At 41.9% G+C, this 15,469-nt stretch carries 11 protein-coding genes; 2 read left to right on the top strand and 9 right to left on the bottom strand.

The window, feature by feature from the left end; translation table 11 throughout:
- Positions 1-26 precede the first annotated feature (26 nt).
- Positions 27-4,346, bottom strand: coding sequence for a DUF5113 domain-containing protein (locus DXB58_RS23945; protein WP_083793675.1), 4,320 nt, complete (start codon positions 4,344-4,346; stop codon positions 27-29).
- A 153-nt stretch (positions 4,347-4,499) separates the two neighbouring features.
- Here DXB58_RS23945 and DXB58_RS23940 point away from each other — a divergent pair, with 153 nt between their 5' ends.
- On the top strand, positions 4,500-5,438 hold the full coding sequence (locus DXB58_RS23940; protein WP_008777022.1) for a ribose-phosphate pyrophosphokinase: 939 nt from the start codon (positions 4,500-4,502) through the stop codon (positions 5,436-5,438).
- A gap of 189 nt (positions 5,439-5,627) precedes the next feature.
- Here DXB58_RS23940 and DXB58_RS23935 read toward each other — a convergent pair whose 3' ends face one another.
- The 5 genes from DXB58_RS23935 to DXB58_RS23915 all read right to left on the bottom strand — a co-directional run bounded on the left by DXB58_RS23935 (position 5,628) and on the right by DXB58_RS23915 (position 11,639).
- Entirely contained in the window at positions 5,628-6,797 is a 1,170-nt protein-coding gene (locus tag DXB58_RS23935; protein ID WP_008777023.1) for a phosphatidylinositol-4-phosphate 5-kinase, read from the bottom strand.
- Between the two features lie 85 nt (positions 6,798-6,882).
- Positions 6,883-8,166, bottom strand: a complete 1,284-nt coding sequence (locus DXB58_RS23930) for a pitrilysin family protein (RefSeq protein ID WP_008777024.1) — start codon at positions 8,164-8,166, stop codon at positions 6,883-6,885.
- Positions 8,167-8,170: 4 nt separating this feature from the next.
- Positions 8,171-8,923, bottom strand: a complete 753-nt coding sequence (kdsB, locus tag DXB58_RS23925; RefSeq protein WP_004303421.1) for a 3-deoxy-manno-octulosonate cytidylyltransferase — start codon at positions 8,921-8,923, stop codon at positions 8,171-8,173.
- Entirely contained in the window at positions 8,924-9,310 is a 387-nt protein-coding gene (locus DXB58_RS23920; protein ID WP_004295821.1) for a 2-amino-4-hydroxy-6-hydroxymethyldihydropteridine diphosphokinase, read from the bottom strand. It lies immediately after the preceding gene.
- Between the two features lie 4 nt (positions 9,311-9,314).
- A complete protein-coding gene (locus DXB58_RS23915; RefSeq protein ID WP_122138474.1) occupies positions 9,315-11,639 on the bottom strand; it encodes a transglycosylase domain-containing protein in 2,325 nt (774 codons plus the stop codon).
- 227 nt (positions 11,640-11,866) lie between these two features.
- Here DXB58_RS23915 and DXB58_RS23910 point away from each other — a divergent pair, with 227 nt between their 5' ends.
- Positions 11,867-13,618 carry an AAA family ATPase gene (locus DXB58_RS23910; protein WP_122138473.1) on the top strand — a complete coding sequence of 584 codons (1,752 nt, stop codon included), beginning with the start codon at positions 11,867-11,869 and terminating at the stop codon, positions 13,616-13,618.
- Positions 13,619-13,704: 86 nt separating this feature from the next.
- Here DXB58_RS23910 and DXB58_RS27760 read toward each other — a convergent pair whose 3' ends face one another.
- From DXB58_RS27760 to DXB58_RS28285, 3 genes are all read right to left on the bottom strand, one after another.
- Positions 13,705-13,797 (bottom strand): smalltalk protein, encoded by a 93-nt coding sequence (locus DXB58_RS27760; protein WP_004295819.1) that lies wholly within the window; start codon positions 13,795-13,797, stop codon positions 13,705-13,707.
- Positions 13,798-13,865: 68 nt separating this feature from the next.
- The gene (locus DXB58_RS23905; protein WP_122138472.1) at positions 13,866-14,390 is read right to left on the bottom strand and encodes an HU family DNA-binding protein; all 525 of its coding nucleotides are present in this window, start codon (positions 14,388-14,390) and stop codon (positions 13,866-13,868) included.
- 163 nt (positions 14,391-14,553) lie between these two features.
- A partial coding sequence (locus DXB58_RS28285) for a PD-(D/E)XK nuclease domain-containing protein (protein ID WP_233527355.1) occupies positions 14,554-15,469 on the bottom strand: 916 nt, incomplete at its 5' end.

The following is a 15,469-nucleotide window of genomic DNA, read 5'->3' as shown; positions in this document are numbered from 1 at the left end:
TCTAATAACTTTTATGTGTTTTCCTTTTATCGGCGCGGAATAGTGAAATAAACTGTAAACCCGCCGCCTTCAGCCGGCTCGGCATTGATACGGCATCCCCTACGTCCCGCAAATTCGTCGTGGTCGCGGATAATCTGCTTGCATACCAGATATTCCGTTCCCCTCAACTCCCCTTTTTCACCGGAAGTCATACGTGCCAGATTCGGATAAAATAGTTGATTCAACTCTTCCACACTCTTCTCACGTCTCGTATCCGTAAAGAGGAAACGAATATATTCATTATCCTTGCGCGCTTGCAGACGTATCACTCCATCTTCACGCACAGTCAATGCTTCATCAATCAAATTTTCCAATAGAAAACGCAACTGATTCACGTCTCCTATCACCTTCGCCTCCATCGACTCTATTTCCAATTCTATCCTCTCCGGCCGATTCTTCATCAACTTCTTGAAATATTTTCCGGCAGCATCCAAAAGTTCCTGCACCGGAATCACCGTACGCCGGAAAGTGACTTCCTCCAATTGACGAGAAGCGCACGAACTCAAAATCGTAAAAATTCCCTTATAATATTCGATCAATTCCGTCATAGTCTCCACTGCTTCACGCTCCTCCGTTTCCGAAAGCTTCTGCGTATTCAACCGCCCTACAATCTGTTTGATTTTATTCGGATAATAAATCGTCTCATGTTTAATAGTCGACAGACAGTTGTCAAGCACCATATTCTGAACATGCAACATGCTGTCTTCCCAGGAAGCCCGGCGTGTTTCTTCGTGTGCCGACTCGATATCCCGGTATTTTGTAGCCAGTTTCACCACTGCGTTAAACACAACAATAGCCACATAACGAGCTACCAGTTCAAAAAGCAGTCGATCCGTCTCCTGTTCCGTTCCTTCTCTGCGCTCCAGATAAAGCACACCAACACATTGATGCTCGCTCCCTGCTTCCACCATCAGCGGAATTGCCTGAAGATGCTGTTCAGAAAGATATTTCCCGGAACTAAAACACTGCTCTACCATCTCCGGCATTTCCTGTCCGGGACGAGAAGCATATTCCAGCCGATGTGTCGTTTCATTATAAACGGCAATTCCCATCCGGTCAATCGTCAGTAATTCATTTACCGAACCGAATGCTTCATCCACAATCCGCTGCGGAATTTCTTTAAGCATACTCTCTTCCCGTTGAAGCGCCTCTGCATTTTCCTGTTCCTGCGGTCTCACCAAAGATGCAGCAAACACCTTCTGGTTAATCTCAAGTACCTGTTCGAGATTCAAACGATTCTGCAAACGTTTTCTCATGTACAGAAAATAATATCCGACCAACGAAACAATCAATAAAACAAAGCATAAAATAATTCCTACCGTCTTATTGGTATTCGAACGCTCCAACTGCCGGCAATATGCTTCGAGAGTTTGATCCTCTCCCTGCAACTTATACAAATCCGTAAATGCCGAATTATTATAACTATATGCATCCAACTGTTTCAAAGCCAGAAAAGCAACTGACGCCTCATTCCTGATATCCAAAATTACATGATAATCCGAATCAAACAGTTCGTTCCACCAACTGATTTCAGCAGGCGTTCCCTCACCTACCAGCTTCATATACCGATGCGGGCGATCCGGACGCGCATATTTTTCATAATGCTCATTCAGAAAAAGCATCGCAGAATCTATATATTGCAAAGCCAACTCATAATTTTCATCCACATTAGCAAAATAGGCAGCATTCGCATAATCCGACGCTACATCCAGCAAATCCTCATACGCAGAATCCGTAACTACTACAATCGAATCGCCATCCTGCAACATGGGAGGAATCGGATCATGCAGACAAGAAACCATCCCCAACGGAAGCAACAAGCAAAGCAACAATACCCCCATCGCTTTACGCACTCCCGAAGGCAAACGAAAATAAAAACGGCTTCCCTTCCCCAGTTCACTCTCCACATCAAAAACGCATCCCCGGAATAAATCATTCGTTTTCTTATACTTCTCAATGATTCCCTTACAATTCATCAATCCGAAACCACTACCTTTGTTTTCTTTCAACACTTCCGGATCGGCTGCATTCTTCATTCCGATCACACGGGAATCATACACCTTCTCACCAATGATATACGCCACATCCTCTTCGGAAATACCTCTTCCGTTATCCTCCACAGAGATCTCGACATAGGCATCCTCCGTAGTGCGGGCATACACTTTAATGGTTCCTCCTTCCGGAGTATATTTACGGGCATTTTCTGCCAGCGTATTAATCATAAACAAAGTCAGTGCCCGGTCGGCCTTCACCATAACCGTAGTCGGTTCAATTTCCAACTTCTGATTTTTCATTTCAAAAGCACGTCTTCCCTTGCCTAGCAGCTCAAACAGTTCATTGAGACTGAAAGTTTCAATATTCAGGCTAAGCGTTCCTTGCTTCATCTTAATCCAAAGAGCCAGAATATCGTTGTACTCATTAATCGTAGTTACCAGTTCGTCAATGTATTGATACTTCTCTTTCTTAATCTTCGCATTATCAATATACCCCCGCTCCGTCAACTTATGCACCTCGTTCAAGATACGGTCGATATAAGGATTAATTCCATTGACAATAGCCAGACAAGCCTTCTTTATAAGATTCTGGCGTTTATTTCCTGCAATATGCTGTTCGTAAACATACCGTTGCTTTTCCAACTGCATCCGCTCGTCACTCAACGCTTCCACCATCTGCTCATTGTCCGCAGCCCAAACAATATACGGCTCAAGCACATGCACCAAAGCTTTTTCATCACGGTTCAACCGATGCAGAGGAACCAGTGCCGCTTTTCCTTCCTCCGGAATTTCCAGTTGAAGACGTCCTTTCCCAAATAATTGATCGATACCTTGTTGAATTAATGGAACATTCATCGGAATGGACGAAGTTATGTCCCGACAAAGAGTCAGAATCCGTTGCAGACGCTCCACGTCTACCTGATTCCTTATTTTAGACCGTTTATTGAAAAACCACCAAAGAATAACCACTAGTACAAGCCCGACAATAACCAAAGAAAGTACAAGCGTCATTTGTCGTGAATCGGCTTCCAATGAAAGATAGCGGCTCTCCAACTCCTTATCCTGACGGGTATAATTCAAAATATCCAAATATATATTCCGGTTGTAATCAGAAGCATACTTCATCCCGAGCCCCGCATACGACACACTCAATTGCTCCCGAATTCTTGAGATCCATTCAGGTACCGTTCTCACATCTTCCTGCATGATCCATGGAACCCCGGTATAAGTCGTATCTCCTTCTACAAAAACATGTAGTTTATCCAATGTATCCGCCGCATGGTGATAATAGAGCATGTGATGTTGATTCACACAATCCAACGCTTTTGCAAGCGTATCCAATGCCTCCGTATAACGTCCGTGCTCATTCATATATTTACCGATAGACACATACGCACCGGCAATCTGATACAAATCATTGTACTCACGAAATTTTTCAAGCGCACGCTGTGCCATTCGCAAAGGCAAAAGCGAATCTACGGGAAACCCAAACTGATCTAGCGCATATCCCCTTCTCGTCCGAAAAAGTTCGAAATTATTAGGTGAAACCATCAGATTAGCCAATCCTTGCAGACCATTTCCTTCGAAATAAGGATGATTAGTCTGAACAGCTGTCCGCCAGGTAATATAAAGTTGGTCGAACTCACGCATTTTCCGGTCTTCCGGCTTGGTTGCTTCCACCAACGAGGCCGAACCTTTAATATAATGATAATAAAGCAACTGATTAGTATCTGTCAAAGCTTCATCTTCCGGAATCCGGTTAAGAGATGTGATGGCCTCCTGCCGTTGCTGCAGATAGTAATAATAAATAGAAGAAACGATGAAAAATTCGGTGAATGCATAATCCAGCCGTAGTGCCTCGTGACGGTCGGCAAACAAATCACTCTCTTCACGAATACGTTTCATGCGCTTGAGCGCACTATTACGATAATCATAAAATTCTTTGTTCATAGCCGTCCGCTGACAGATTTTCATCAGTCCGATGTCGGCAATCAACAGTTCGAGTTCATTTTTAGTCAGTTTATATACTTCCTTATGCAACGCTTCCGCCCGGTCAAAGTCCATAGCCATAAAAGCACAGAACCCCAGGTTGTTGGATGCTTCCGCTTTCCCCGACTTGTAGAAATTCACCTGTCTATAGGCTTCATTGGCATATTTATAAGAAGAATCCAGGCTTCGATAACGATAAGCATACGCTTTCCCGTTTAATGAATCAATCAGGCGCACCTCTTTGGTCGGCACCATATCAGTGCACGAAAAAAAAGAGGCAAACAACACTATACCTATTATATATAAAGGAAAGCGTGAACTCATTTTTGACTATTAACTGTTTTCAGAAAGCAAATCTACAAATATTTCCGATAAGTTGGAGAGAAAAATATTTTTTATACAATAAGTCCTTCTAAATAATAAGAGAAATTCCTACCTTTGCAGGCAAATTAACAAATAGGTAACATCTATTACAAAATGAGCGAAAAAGCACCCTTTATGGTATTCTCGGGAACGAACTCGAGATATCTGGCAGAAAAAATCTGCGCAAGCCTGGATTGTCCTCTGGGAAATATGAACATTACCCATTTTGCCGATGGCGAATTTGCTGTTTCATATGAGGAGTCAATTCGTGGCGCACACGTATTCCTGGTTCAATCCACTTTCCCTAATTCAGACAACCTGATGGAACTTCTCTTGATGATCGATGCTGCAAAACGTGCGTCTGCAAAGAGTATTGTAGCTGTAGTCCCCTATTTCGGATGGGCACGTCAGGATAGAAAAGACAAACCCCGTGTATCTATCGGCGCTAAGTTGGTAGCCGACCTGCTGTCTGTTGCAGGTATCGACCGTCTGATTACGATGGACTTGCATGCAGACCAGATTCAGGGATTCTTCAATATCCCGGTAGATCACCTGTACGCATCAGCAGTATTCCTTCCTTATATCCAGTCATTGCAACTGGAAAATCTGGTTATTGCTACACCGGATGTAGGAGGTTCAAAACGTGCCAGTACTTTCTCCAAATACCTCGGTGTACCATTGGTACTCTGTAACAAATCACGTGAAAAAGCCAATGAAGTAGCATCTATGCAAATCATCGGTGACGTAGAAGGTAAAAACGTAGTATTGATTGACGATATCGTAGACACTGCAGGAACAATTACCAAAGCAGCCAACATCATGTTGGATGCCGGTGCCAAATCTGTACGCGCCATCGCCAGCCACTGCGTAATGTCTGATCCGGCTTCTTTCCGCGTGCAAGAGTCTGCCCTGACAGAAATGGTATTTACCGACAGCATCCCATACGCAAAGAAATGTCCGAAAGTAAAACAGTTGAGTATTGCCGATATGTTTGCTGAAACAATCAAACGAGTGATGAATAACGAATCTATCAGTTCACAATACATCATTTAATAGATGATAGGTGACAAATGCTAGTTGATAGTTGAAGTTACTTTCAACAGGAAATTATAAAATGGATAATGACCGCTTTGGGTTATTATCCATTTTTCTTTGTCCATACCAATTATCATTATTCCATCATCTGGTACATATATGCAAAAAAATAGGCCACGCAATGCGCAGCCCACTACCATTTATCATCTATTGAAGTCTTCCGAATTTATAGGTTCCTTTTTTAATCACCTTCCCATCTTTATCTGTTTCCACAAAAGGACCATTTTTCTTTCCTTGTTTGAAAAAGCCCTCGAAGCGATTACCATCTTTGTCGATTTGTACGCCCTGTCCATCTTCCAATCCGTCAACAAAGCCACCTTTATATTGCATCCCAGCAACGGTTTTCAGAGTACCCTGTCCATTGGGACGGTTGTCTTTCCAATCACCGTCATAAACATCGCCATTGCTCCATTTATAGACTCCTCTGCCATCACGTTTATTGTTTTTCCAGCTTCCTTCGTACACAGCACCATTCGCCCAGGTAAAAGTACCCTTTCCGTCTTGCATGCCATTTTTGAAATTACCTACATACTTGTCGCCGTTAGCATGATAATAAACTCCTTCACCGGTGCGTTCACCTAAGAGATAAGAACCTTCATAACGATCGCCCGTGTGAAAGTAGTAAGTACCTCTTCCGTGTTGAATATCATCCGCCCAGTCACCATCGTATTTATCTCCATTGGTATATTCAAATACCCCTTTTCCGTGACGGACATCATCTTTCCAATCTCCTTCATACTTACAGCCATCGTCCCAGTTCATGATACCTTTGCCGTTCTTCTTATCATTTTTCCAATGACCGGTATATTTGGCTCCATTCGCCCAAGTGTATGTACCTTCGCCTTCACGTTTATCATTCACCCAATGACCTACATATAAATCACCGTTATGATAATACATTGTTCCTTCACCATGCTGATAATCCTGATACCACATACCGTCGTAACGGTTGTTATTCATAAAATAATAGATACCTTTTCCATGCTGCTGATCCTGGAACCACTGTCCTTCGTACTTTTCTCCGTCAGGAAACATATAAATTCCATATCCTTCACGTTTCCCCTTCACATATTCACCTTCAAAGACATCACCGTTTTTAAAGACTGTTTTTCCTTTTCCATTCGGTTTTCGTCCTTTCATTTCTCCTGTATAGACACTGCCATCCTTAAAAGTATAGTTGCCAATCTTTATTTCAGTGGAGAATGTATCTTTAATTTTTCCGAAAAATCCGCCTTTTTTTCCTTCATTTTCTTGTGCCATCACTCCCTCTTGTGCAAGAAGAGCCAATAAAAGTGTAGTATATAGATATTTCCTCATTGGTTTTAGTCGTTACTCATTTTAGAATTACAATTTGGACAAAGATACAATTTCTATCCCAAACAGCCCACTTTCGGAAAGCAATTTATGACAACTTTTTACCTGCAATGACCTCTTTTAATGTCTCTTTGCACAAATAGCGCTGTGCCAAATCCTGTATTTCCATCGGAGTAACCTCATTCACAGCCAGCAGAGAACGTGAAAAGTAGTCATCATCCAGACCGGAAGTAGCTATGAAGATCCACGCATCCGAAAGTGAGAAAGGCGACTCATAACTACGGCACATTTCTCCCAACATATAGTTGCGTACAATAGTCAATTCTTCGGCTGACACAGGTTCCTGATGCAGGAGGTCTATTTCATGATACACTTCCTGTATCAACGGTTCCACATATTCATTATCCGTTTCTGTCGAGATAGCCAATAGTCCGCTATCCGGATAAAACATGATTCCTGCCGAAATACCATAAGTATATCCCTTCTCTTCACGAATATTAGACATCAGCCGACTACCGAAATAACCTCCGAATAAAGTCATCAATACCCGAAGTTTCAAATAATCAGGATGATTACGAGTAATGGTCGTATATCCCATCTTCACAGCACTCTGCATGGCGTCTTCACGCTCTGTAAAAATTCTCTTTCCGGGAACAGCAGTAAAAGGAAAACTTAATCTCGACACCTGCTGCTGATGCTGACCGAAAGAAGTGCCGAATGTATCTGTCACCCGGCTGATAATATCCTCCGTCACCTTACCGGACAAAAAGATAGAGCAATTACCCGAATGATAATACCGTTCATAAAATTCACGGAGCACTTCCGGAGTGATGGCATGATAATCTTCCTCCACCACTATTTTACCACATGGATGCTGTTCACCGTAAAGCGACTGCAACAGACTGCGGTGTGCCAGAAAATCAACTTTGGAAGTATTGACCTGGTATTGTTGGATATTGGTATCGAGAATGGTATGCAATTCCTTTTCCGGAAAAAGCGGTTCTCTAATCATGGATTCCACCACCTCCAATGTTTTCGCCAAATACTTATTCAACGAATAAACAGTGATATATGCATATTCCGACGAACTGGACAATTCGAGCCATGAGCCGTAGTAATCCAGTTTTTCGGCAATGGTGGCAGCCGTATATTTTTTTGTACCTTCACGCAGCATCCGGTTCGTAAACAGAGCTTGCAGTTTCTGCGACTGTTGCCAGCGTCCCCCGGCAAAAAGCACATCTATGCGTACCACTTCCTGTTCACCCGCATTAATAACAGTCAACGGAATACCGTTTGGCAACGTCATTCGAACGGGAGGAAGTATACGAAAATTTTTCAGGGTTTGTATTTCAGGTTGTATCGTACGATCCATAAGATTAGATTCTATTCTTCAAAAATTCTTCTGCCCGTTCCAAGTCTTGTGGAGTATCGATTCCAATAGTTTCCACCTCACTGATACCGACCTTTATTTTGTATCCGTTCTCCAGCCAGCGAAGCTGCTCCAAAGATTCGGCCAACTCCAAAGAAGACTGTGGAAGCATAGTAATCTCTTTCAGCACCTCTGTACGATAAGCATACAATCCGATGTGCTTGTAGTAGGTATGTCCCTTCAACCAGTCCTGTTTCTCGGCATTCCGCTGATAAGGAATGATAGAACGGCTAAAATAAAGTGCATTCCAGTTCTTGTTGACTACCACTTTCGGTGAATTCACGTTTTCCAGTACGGCAAACGGTTCATCAGCAGTAAAAGGCTTCACCAACGTAGCAATCTGCGTGGTTGCATCATCGAAACAAGCCTTTACCGCATCCAGTTGTGAAGGCTGAATAAAAGGTTCATCTCCTTGTATATTCACTACGACGTCAAAATCACCTCCAATCTTGGTACAGGCTTCATAACAACGATCCGTACCACTTTTGTGGTGAACGGAAGTCATCACAACCTTTCCCCCGAACGCCTTAACAGCAGCTTCAATGCGTTCATCATCCGTAGCTACATAAGCGTCATCCAAAACGCCTGCCACTTGTTCGTATACGCGTTGTATGACTGTTTTTCCGCCCAACATAGCCAACGGTTTCGCAGGAAAACGAGTGGATGCATAACGGGCAGGTATAATTCCAAGAAATTTCATCTACTTAATAAATAATGAAGAATGGAAAGCAGATAATGACTGTTGTATATATCCCCTTTGCCAATCCTCCGGTTTTAATATTTTGTTATCATATAAAAGCATGTCAATATCCAGACAAACCTTCTCCTCTTTCTTATCCTCCGGACGACGTCCGGACCTCCGTTCTATATCTTTCAGCGTTTTCCTCACCACCTCTTCATCCTTATCGGAAAAGAACAGAACCACTTGGTTGGAAAACAAGGCCGGATTCTTAAAAAACAAAGGTTTAGTTTCCAGTTCGGGAGCAAAACATATAGAAGAGAACGATTCTGTCAGCTTCTGCCTGGCAAAAGTCAAGTTCTCTTTCCTATTGTAATTACTCCCTATGCAAACAATATACTTGTGCACTTCTTTAATTGAACAGATCGTCCAGTCCTCTTTCTTCCACTTCGCCATCAGGAGTTTCCGAACCGGCACACGGGTCAAATCCTTCAGGAAGTTTGAATCTCTCCTGCTGGTCATATCCTAAAGTCGGGTCATCATATACTTTCTTCATATACATCGCCCAGATAGGCAAAGCTGCAGCAGCCCCCTGTCCATAGGTCATTCTACCGAAGTGAATATCACGTTCGTCCCCTCCTACCCAACAACCGGATACCAGTGAAGGAGTAAATCCCATAAACCAGGCATCGGAGTTATCATTGGTCGTTCCTGTTTTTCCACCCATATCGGCGGTAATTCCATATCGACGAACACGTCCACCCGTTCCCTCATTGATAACGGCACGCAGCATAACCAGCATCTTGTAAGTGCTCGACGCGCTTATCACTTCTTCCATTTGCGGTGCAAAAGTAGAAATGACATTGCCATCACTATCCTCAATGCGAGTAACGAACAATGGAGCCACCCGGATTCCCTTATTGGCAAAAGCCGTGTATGCGCTGACCATTTCACCGACAGAAATTTCACAAGGTCCCAGACAAAGTGAAACCACCGGATCAATTGCTTTATTGCGTACACCGAAACTATGGATCAAGCGTACCAAATCATACGGATTCAGCTTACCCATCAGGTATGCAGAAATCCAGTTATCGGAGTTTGCCAATCCCCATTTCAGAGTCACCATTTCTCCATAACGCTTATCATTTGCATTACGTGGTGTCCAGGGAGTCCCATTCTCATCAATCAAAGTTTGCTCTACGTGGCGTGCCTGGTCGCAAGGAGAAAATCCGTTCTCCATTGCCAATGTATATAAATACGGTTTAATAGTAGAACCTACCTGACGACGTCCCACCATCGCCATATCATACTGGAAGTATACATAATTCGGTCCACCCACATAAGCCTTCACGTGTCCGTTTGCCGGATCCATTGACATAAATCCTGTCCGCAAGAAAGATTTATAATAGCGGATTGAATCCATCGGTGTCATAATCGTATCTTTATCACCCTTCCAGGAAAAGACAGTCATTTCTTCCGGTGTATCGAACGCCTTACGAATCTGTTGTTCCGAAGCTCCCGCCTCTTTCATGAGGCGATAACGTTCCGTTTGTTTCATTGCTTTCGTCAACAACTCTTCCACTCGTTTTTCCGGCAGTGATCTTGCATACGGGGCATTCTTACTTCCCTCTTTTTCCTTGAAGAATACAGGTTGCAGATAATCACCCAAATGCTCTTTTACAGCATCTTCGGCATACTGCTGCATACGTGAATTGATAGTTGTATAAATCTTCAATCCATCTGTATAGATGTTATAATTTGTACCGTCTTTCTTCTTGTTTTTCGCACACCAGCCATATAACGGGTTAGTTTCCCAAGCGATAGAATCCTCATAGAATTTCTGCATTTGCCAACCACGATAATCACTTCTTACCGGTTTCGGTGCTGTCATGACGCCACGGAGATATTCGCGGAAATAAGTAGCCAGTCCCTCTTTGTGGTCAACACGGTTATATGTCAGTTTCAACGGAAGAGCCTGCAAAGAATCACATTCTGCATCTGTGATATATCCGGCTTTACGCATCTGCTCGAGCACCACATTACGACGGCCACGGGAACGTTCGTTGAAACGAACCGGATTGTAGAGTGACGGATTCTTACACATACCCACCAACGTAGCTGCTTCTTCAACCTTCAAGTCCTTCGGTTCACAGCCAAAATAGGTATATGCAGCAGTTTTGATACCAACAGCATTATTCAGAAAATCAAATTTATTGAGATACATACTCAATATTTCCTCTTTGGTGTAGTAACGTTCAAGTTTCACTGCAATCACCCATTCAATTGGTTTTTGAAAAAGACGCTGAAGTGTATTTCTCGCCACATTTTCCGTAAACAACTGTTTAGCTAACTGTTGCGACAAGGTACTACCCCCACCTGCATTTTTCTGAAACATCAAACCACGTTTCACAAACGCACGGAACAACGCTTTGGCATCAATCCCGGAATGCTCGACAAAACGAACATCTTCCGTTGCAATAAGAGCATTGATAATGCTGGGTGACAAATCCTTGTAAGCCGTGTACACCCGGTTTTCCTTGCTGTAAGACCATGTACCAAGCACTTTCTCATCTTCAGAAAAAATCTCCGTTGCAAATTTATAGCTCGGATTCTCAAGTTCCTCTACAGGAGGCATATAGCCAATCCAACCCTTTGAGATAGAGACAAAGATGACAACAATAGCCAACACAACGACTGCCAAAAATATCCAAAGAGCTTTTATTATTTTTCGAATCATGTTTTTTCTCGCTTAAAATAACGCATTTAATTAAGGTGCAAAGGTAGATAAAATCCGCTATTCAGCCAACGAGTTTGATTAGATTTTCTATTTTGTTAAAATATAGAGCGATACTCCTAACAAATAGCACGAAACAAAAAGAAAGAACGTTTGTTTGGGAAAATAGCGGAAAGAAAGTATCTTTGTATACACTTATTCAAAGTGCATTCATATAAAAGACATTAATTATGAAATATGTATCATCAGACAGGAAGTTGTTACCTTATGGTATGATGAACTTCGAGGACATCCGTTTGGATAATTATTATTACGTGGATAAAACCTCTTACATCCCCTTGATAGAGCAATCAGATCGTTTTTTCTTTTTTATCCGCCCGCGCCGATTCGGAAAAAGTCTGACTTTGAATATGCTTCAACATTATTATGATGTACGTGCCAAAGATAAGTTTGACGCTTTGTTTGGCGATCTTTATATTGGAAAGCATCCCACAAAGGATCGCAATAGCTATCTGGTAATAAAATTAAATTTCTCGGGAATAAGTGGAGATTTACACAGCTACCGCAAAGGTCTGGACGAACATTGCAGAATCGTATTTGACTATTTCTGTGATGTTTATGCTGACTACTTACCTGAAGGAATCAAAGAAAAAATGGACGAAAAAGACGGAGCCGTCAGCCAATTCGAATATCTGTTTACGGAGTGCGCCCGTGTCAATCAAAAGATTTATCTCTTCATTGATGAATACGACCATTTCACCAATACAATACTCTCTGATGTCGACAGCTTAAACCGTTACACTGATGAGACACACAAAGAAGGTTATTTACGTGCTTTCTTCAATAAAATAAAATCCGGCACAGACTCCAGCATTAAACGCTGTTTTATCACTGGTGTCAGTCCCGTGACAATGGATGACTTGACCAGCGGTTTCAATATCGGCACTAACTACTCATTGTCACCAAGATTCAACGAACTGATGGGATTCACAGAAAGTGAGGTTCGCGAAATGTTAACTTATTATTCTAATACAGGGCATTTCAATCATACCATCAATGAGTTGATAGAAATCATGAAACCATGGTATGACAATTACTGTTTTGCACAGGAATGCTATGGTAAAGATACGATGTACAATTCCAATATGGTGCTTTATTTCGTCAAAAATTATATAGAATATAACGGTGAAATACCGAAAGATATGGTAGAAGACAACATCCGTATTGACTACGAAAAATTGCGTATGCTCATCCGCAAAGACAAGGAGTTTGCGCACGATGCTTCCATCATACAGACTTTAGTAAGCCAAGGATACATCACTGGAGAAGTGAAAAAAGGATTCCCAGCCGCCAGTATTATTGATCCGGACAATTTCATAAGCCTACTCTATTATTTTGGCATGCTTACTATTAGTGGCACACATGAAGGAAAGTGCAAACTCACCATTCCCAATCAGGTAGTTCGCGAACAACTTTACACCTATTTGTTGAACACTTACAATGAAGCCAACTTAAGCTTCAGTAATTATGAGAAAAATGAATTATCCAGTTCGCTCGCTTATCGAGGTACCTGGAAAGCTTATTTTGACTACATAGCTGATTGCCTGAAACGCTACGCCTCCCAACGCGACAAGCAAAAGGGAGAATTTTTCGTGCATGGTTTCACGCTAGCCATGACTGCACAAAACCGGTTCTACCGCCCTATTTCGGAAGCAGATACACAAGAAGGATATGCTGACATCTTCTTATCTCCATTATTAGATATTTATCCGGATATGAAACACAGCTACATAATCGAGTTGAAATATGCTAAATACAAAGACCCCGAAAATCGTGTGGATGAATTACGATTAGAAGGTATCGCTCAAACCAACCGTTATGCTGATACAGATACAGTAAAAAATGCTATTGGCACCACACAGTTGCATAAGATTGTTGTAGTATATAAAGGAATGGAAATGAGAGTATGCGAAGAAGTGTAGCTCTCTTATTATATCTAAACACAAACAGGCGGGATTTCTCCCGCCTGTTATTCATTCATAAATATACCTATTTATAAGATAATCAATTACAACGTTGCTGCCTGCACACCAACCACTCCGGCAATCGCACCGGCAACAGCAATAATCACTTTCAAAATAATACTCCACGTTTTTTTCATAGACATTTCTTTTTTAAAATTAAACACTAAATGAACACTCTAACCGTCAACTATTAATTGTCAAGGCATTAAGCTGCGGGATCCGGTGCCTCTCCACCATCATCACCATCATCTCCACCATCTTCGCCTTCACCCGGTTTTTCAGGATTTGTGGGAGATACAGTAACACTAATTTTCTTCAGATATTCATCCAGACTGATCAGGTCTAACTTCTCATCTGCACGGGTAGCAGTTTTGGTGACACGCAACTCTTTATTGGCTTGGAAAAAGATGCGAACACTATCCACACTCTTAGCATTAACATCCTTCGCCAACTCCGCACCCTTGGAACGGGCAGTCAACATAAACACACCCAAACCTTCGATATTTATTGATTTACCTTCCAGCAACTGTTCCTTCATTTTTTCCACAAAATTCTGGATTACGCTCTTAATATCACCGACAGACAGCGAAGAACGATCCTGCATTTTCTGTGCAATATATTTCAGGTTGACGGACTGACCTAAAGTGATCAGATGCGGATAATATCTCTTAGGAGAATTGGGAACACGCGGATCTGTTGGCCGCGTAATGACTTTGTAAATTACACTCATACTACGTTTTTTTTAAAGATTTAAATTCAAGTTTATTTATTCACGTTTTGTTGATCAACAATGCAAAGGTGAAGCTTTTATTCCGGATAGAAAAGAAAAAAGCCCCTTACGGAGCTATTTTCATTTACCTAAGTATATAATAAACTATAAATCAACAACATAATCAGCATCCTATAATCTTCCAGTCCCCAATCGTACACCGTTCGCTATCAAAACTGACAGCCACCTTTACAACAGGCAATCCACATAAAGCAAAGCGTTCCGGATAATTCTTCAAATCAATTTGCTCCATCGCTTCACCCGCACTTTTATCCAGTTTCAGTTCCATCACATACAATGTAGTCTTCGTACGAAGCACTATATCTACCCGTCCACGAGGAGTACGAACTTCCACATCCACATAATACCCCAACAAACTGAATATGATATAAAAGACCTGCTGATAGTGTCCTTCGAACCTTGTATTGTCGCAGTAGGGAATCGTAGACAGAAATTCCTGCAAACGGTGTAAAGCAGCATCCATATCACCATTCTGAATATCATAAAAAAGATAAGCCACCATGGTAGTTGCTTCAGGTGTCTTGTTATTTACATAATAAGGAAGAAGGCTCTCCATAAGTCCCAGCCTTACTTCTTTATTGGGAATATCCAGCGTATAAAGGTCTAGCATCTTATTATAATCCTTAATAGTGATATACCCACTTTGGTACAATAAAGGCACTGCATCAGTCATCGTTTCAGTAGGAGCATCGAAAACTGAGGACTTCAGTTGTTTACATCCAATTTCGGAAGGTTTCACTCCGAATTTATTCAACATCTTAATCAGATATGTAGGAGTACCGCTACCAAACCAATAAGATCCAAATTTTCCATCAGCAAAAGCATTTAGCAAACTGAAAGGATTATATATATCGGGCGAAGGAGAAGTGAAATGATAACCATCATAATTTTCTTTCAATTTCATCAAAGCCTCTTCAGGTGTTATCTCCAATTTCTTTGCCAATCCTCCCAAATCATCCTTCATTTGCAAACGTATCTCATCTTCACTAATTCCACAGATAACAGCGTATGGCTCATCC

The sequence above is a fragment of the Bacteroides sp. OM05-10AA genome, assembly GCF_003439055.1.
GTDB lineage: Bacteria > Bacteroidota > Bacteroidia > Bacteroidales > Bacteroidaceae > Bacteroides > Bacteroides intestinigallinarum.
The sequence above is the reverse complement of the archived record's forward strand: the minus strand, read 5'-3'. Positions and strand labels throughout refer to the sequence as shown.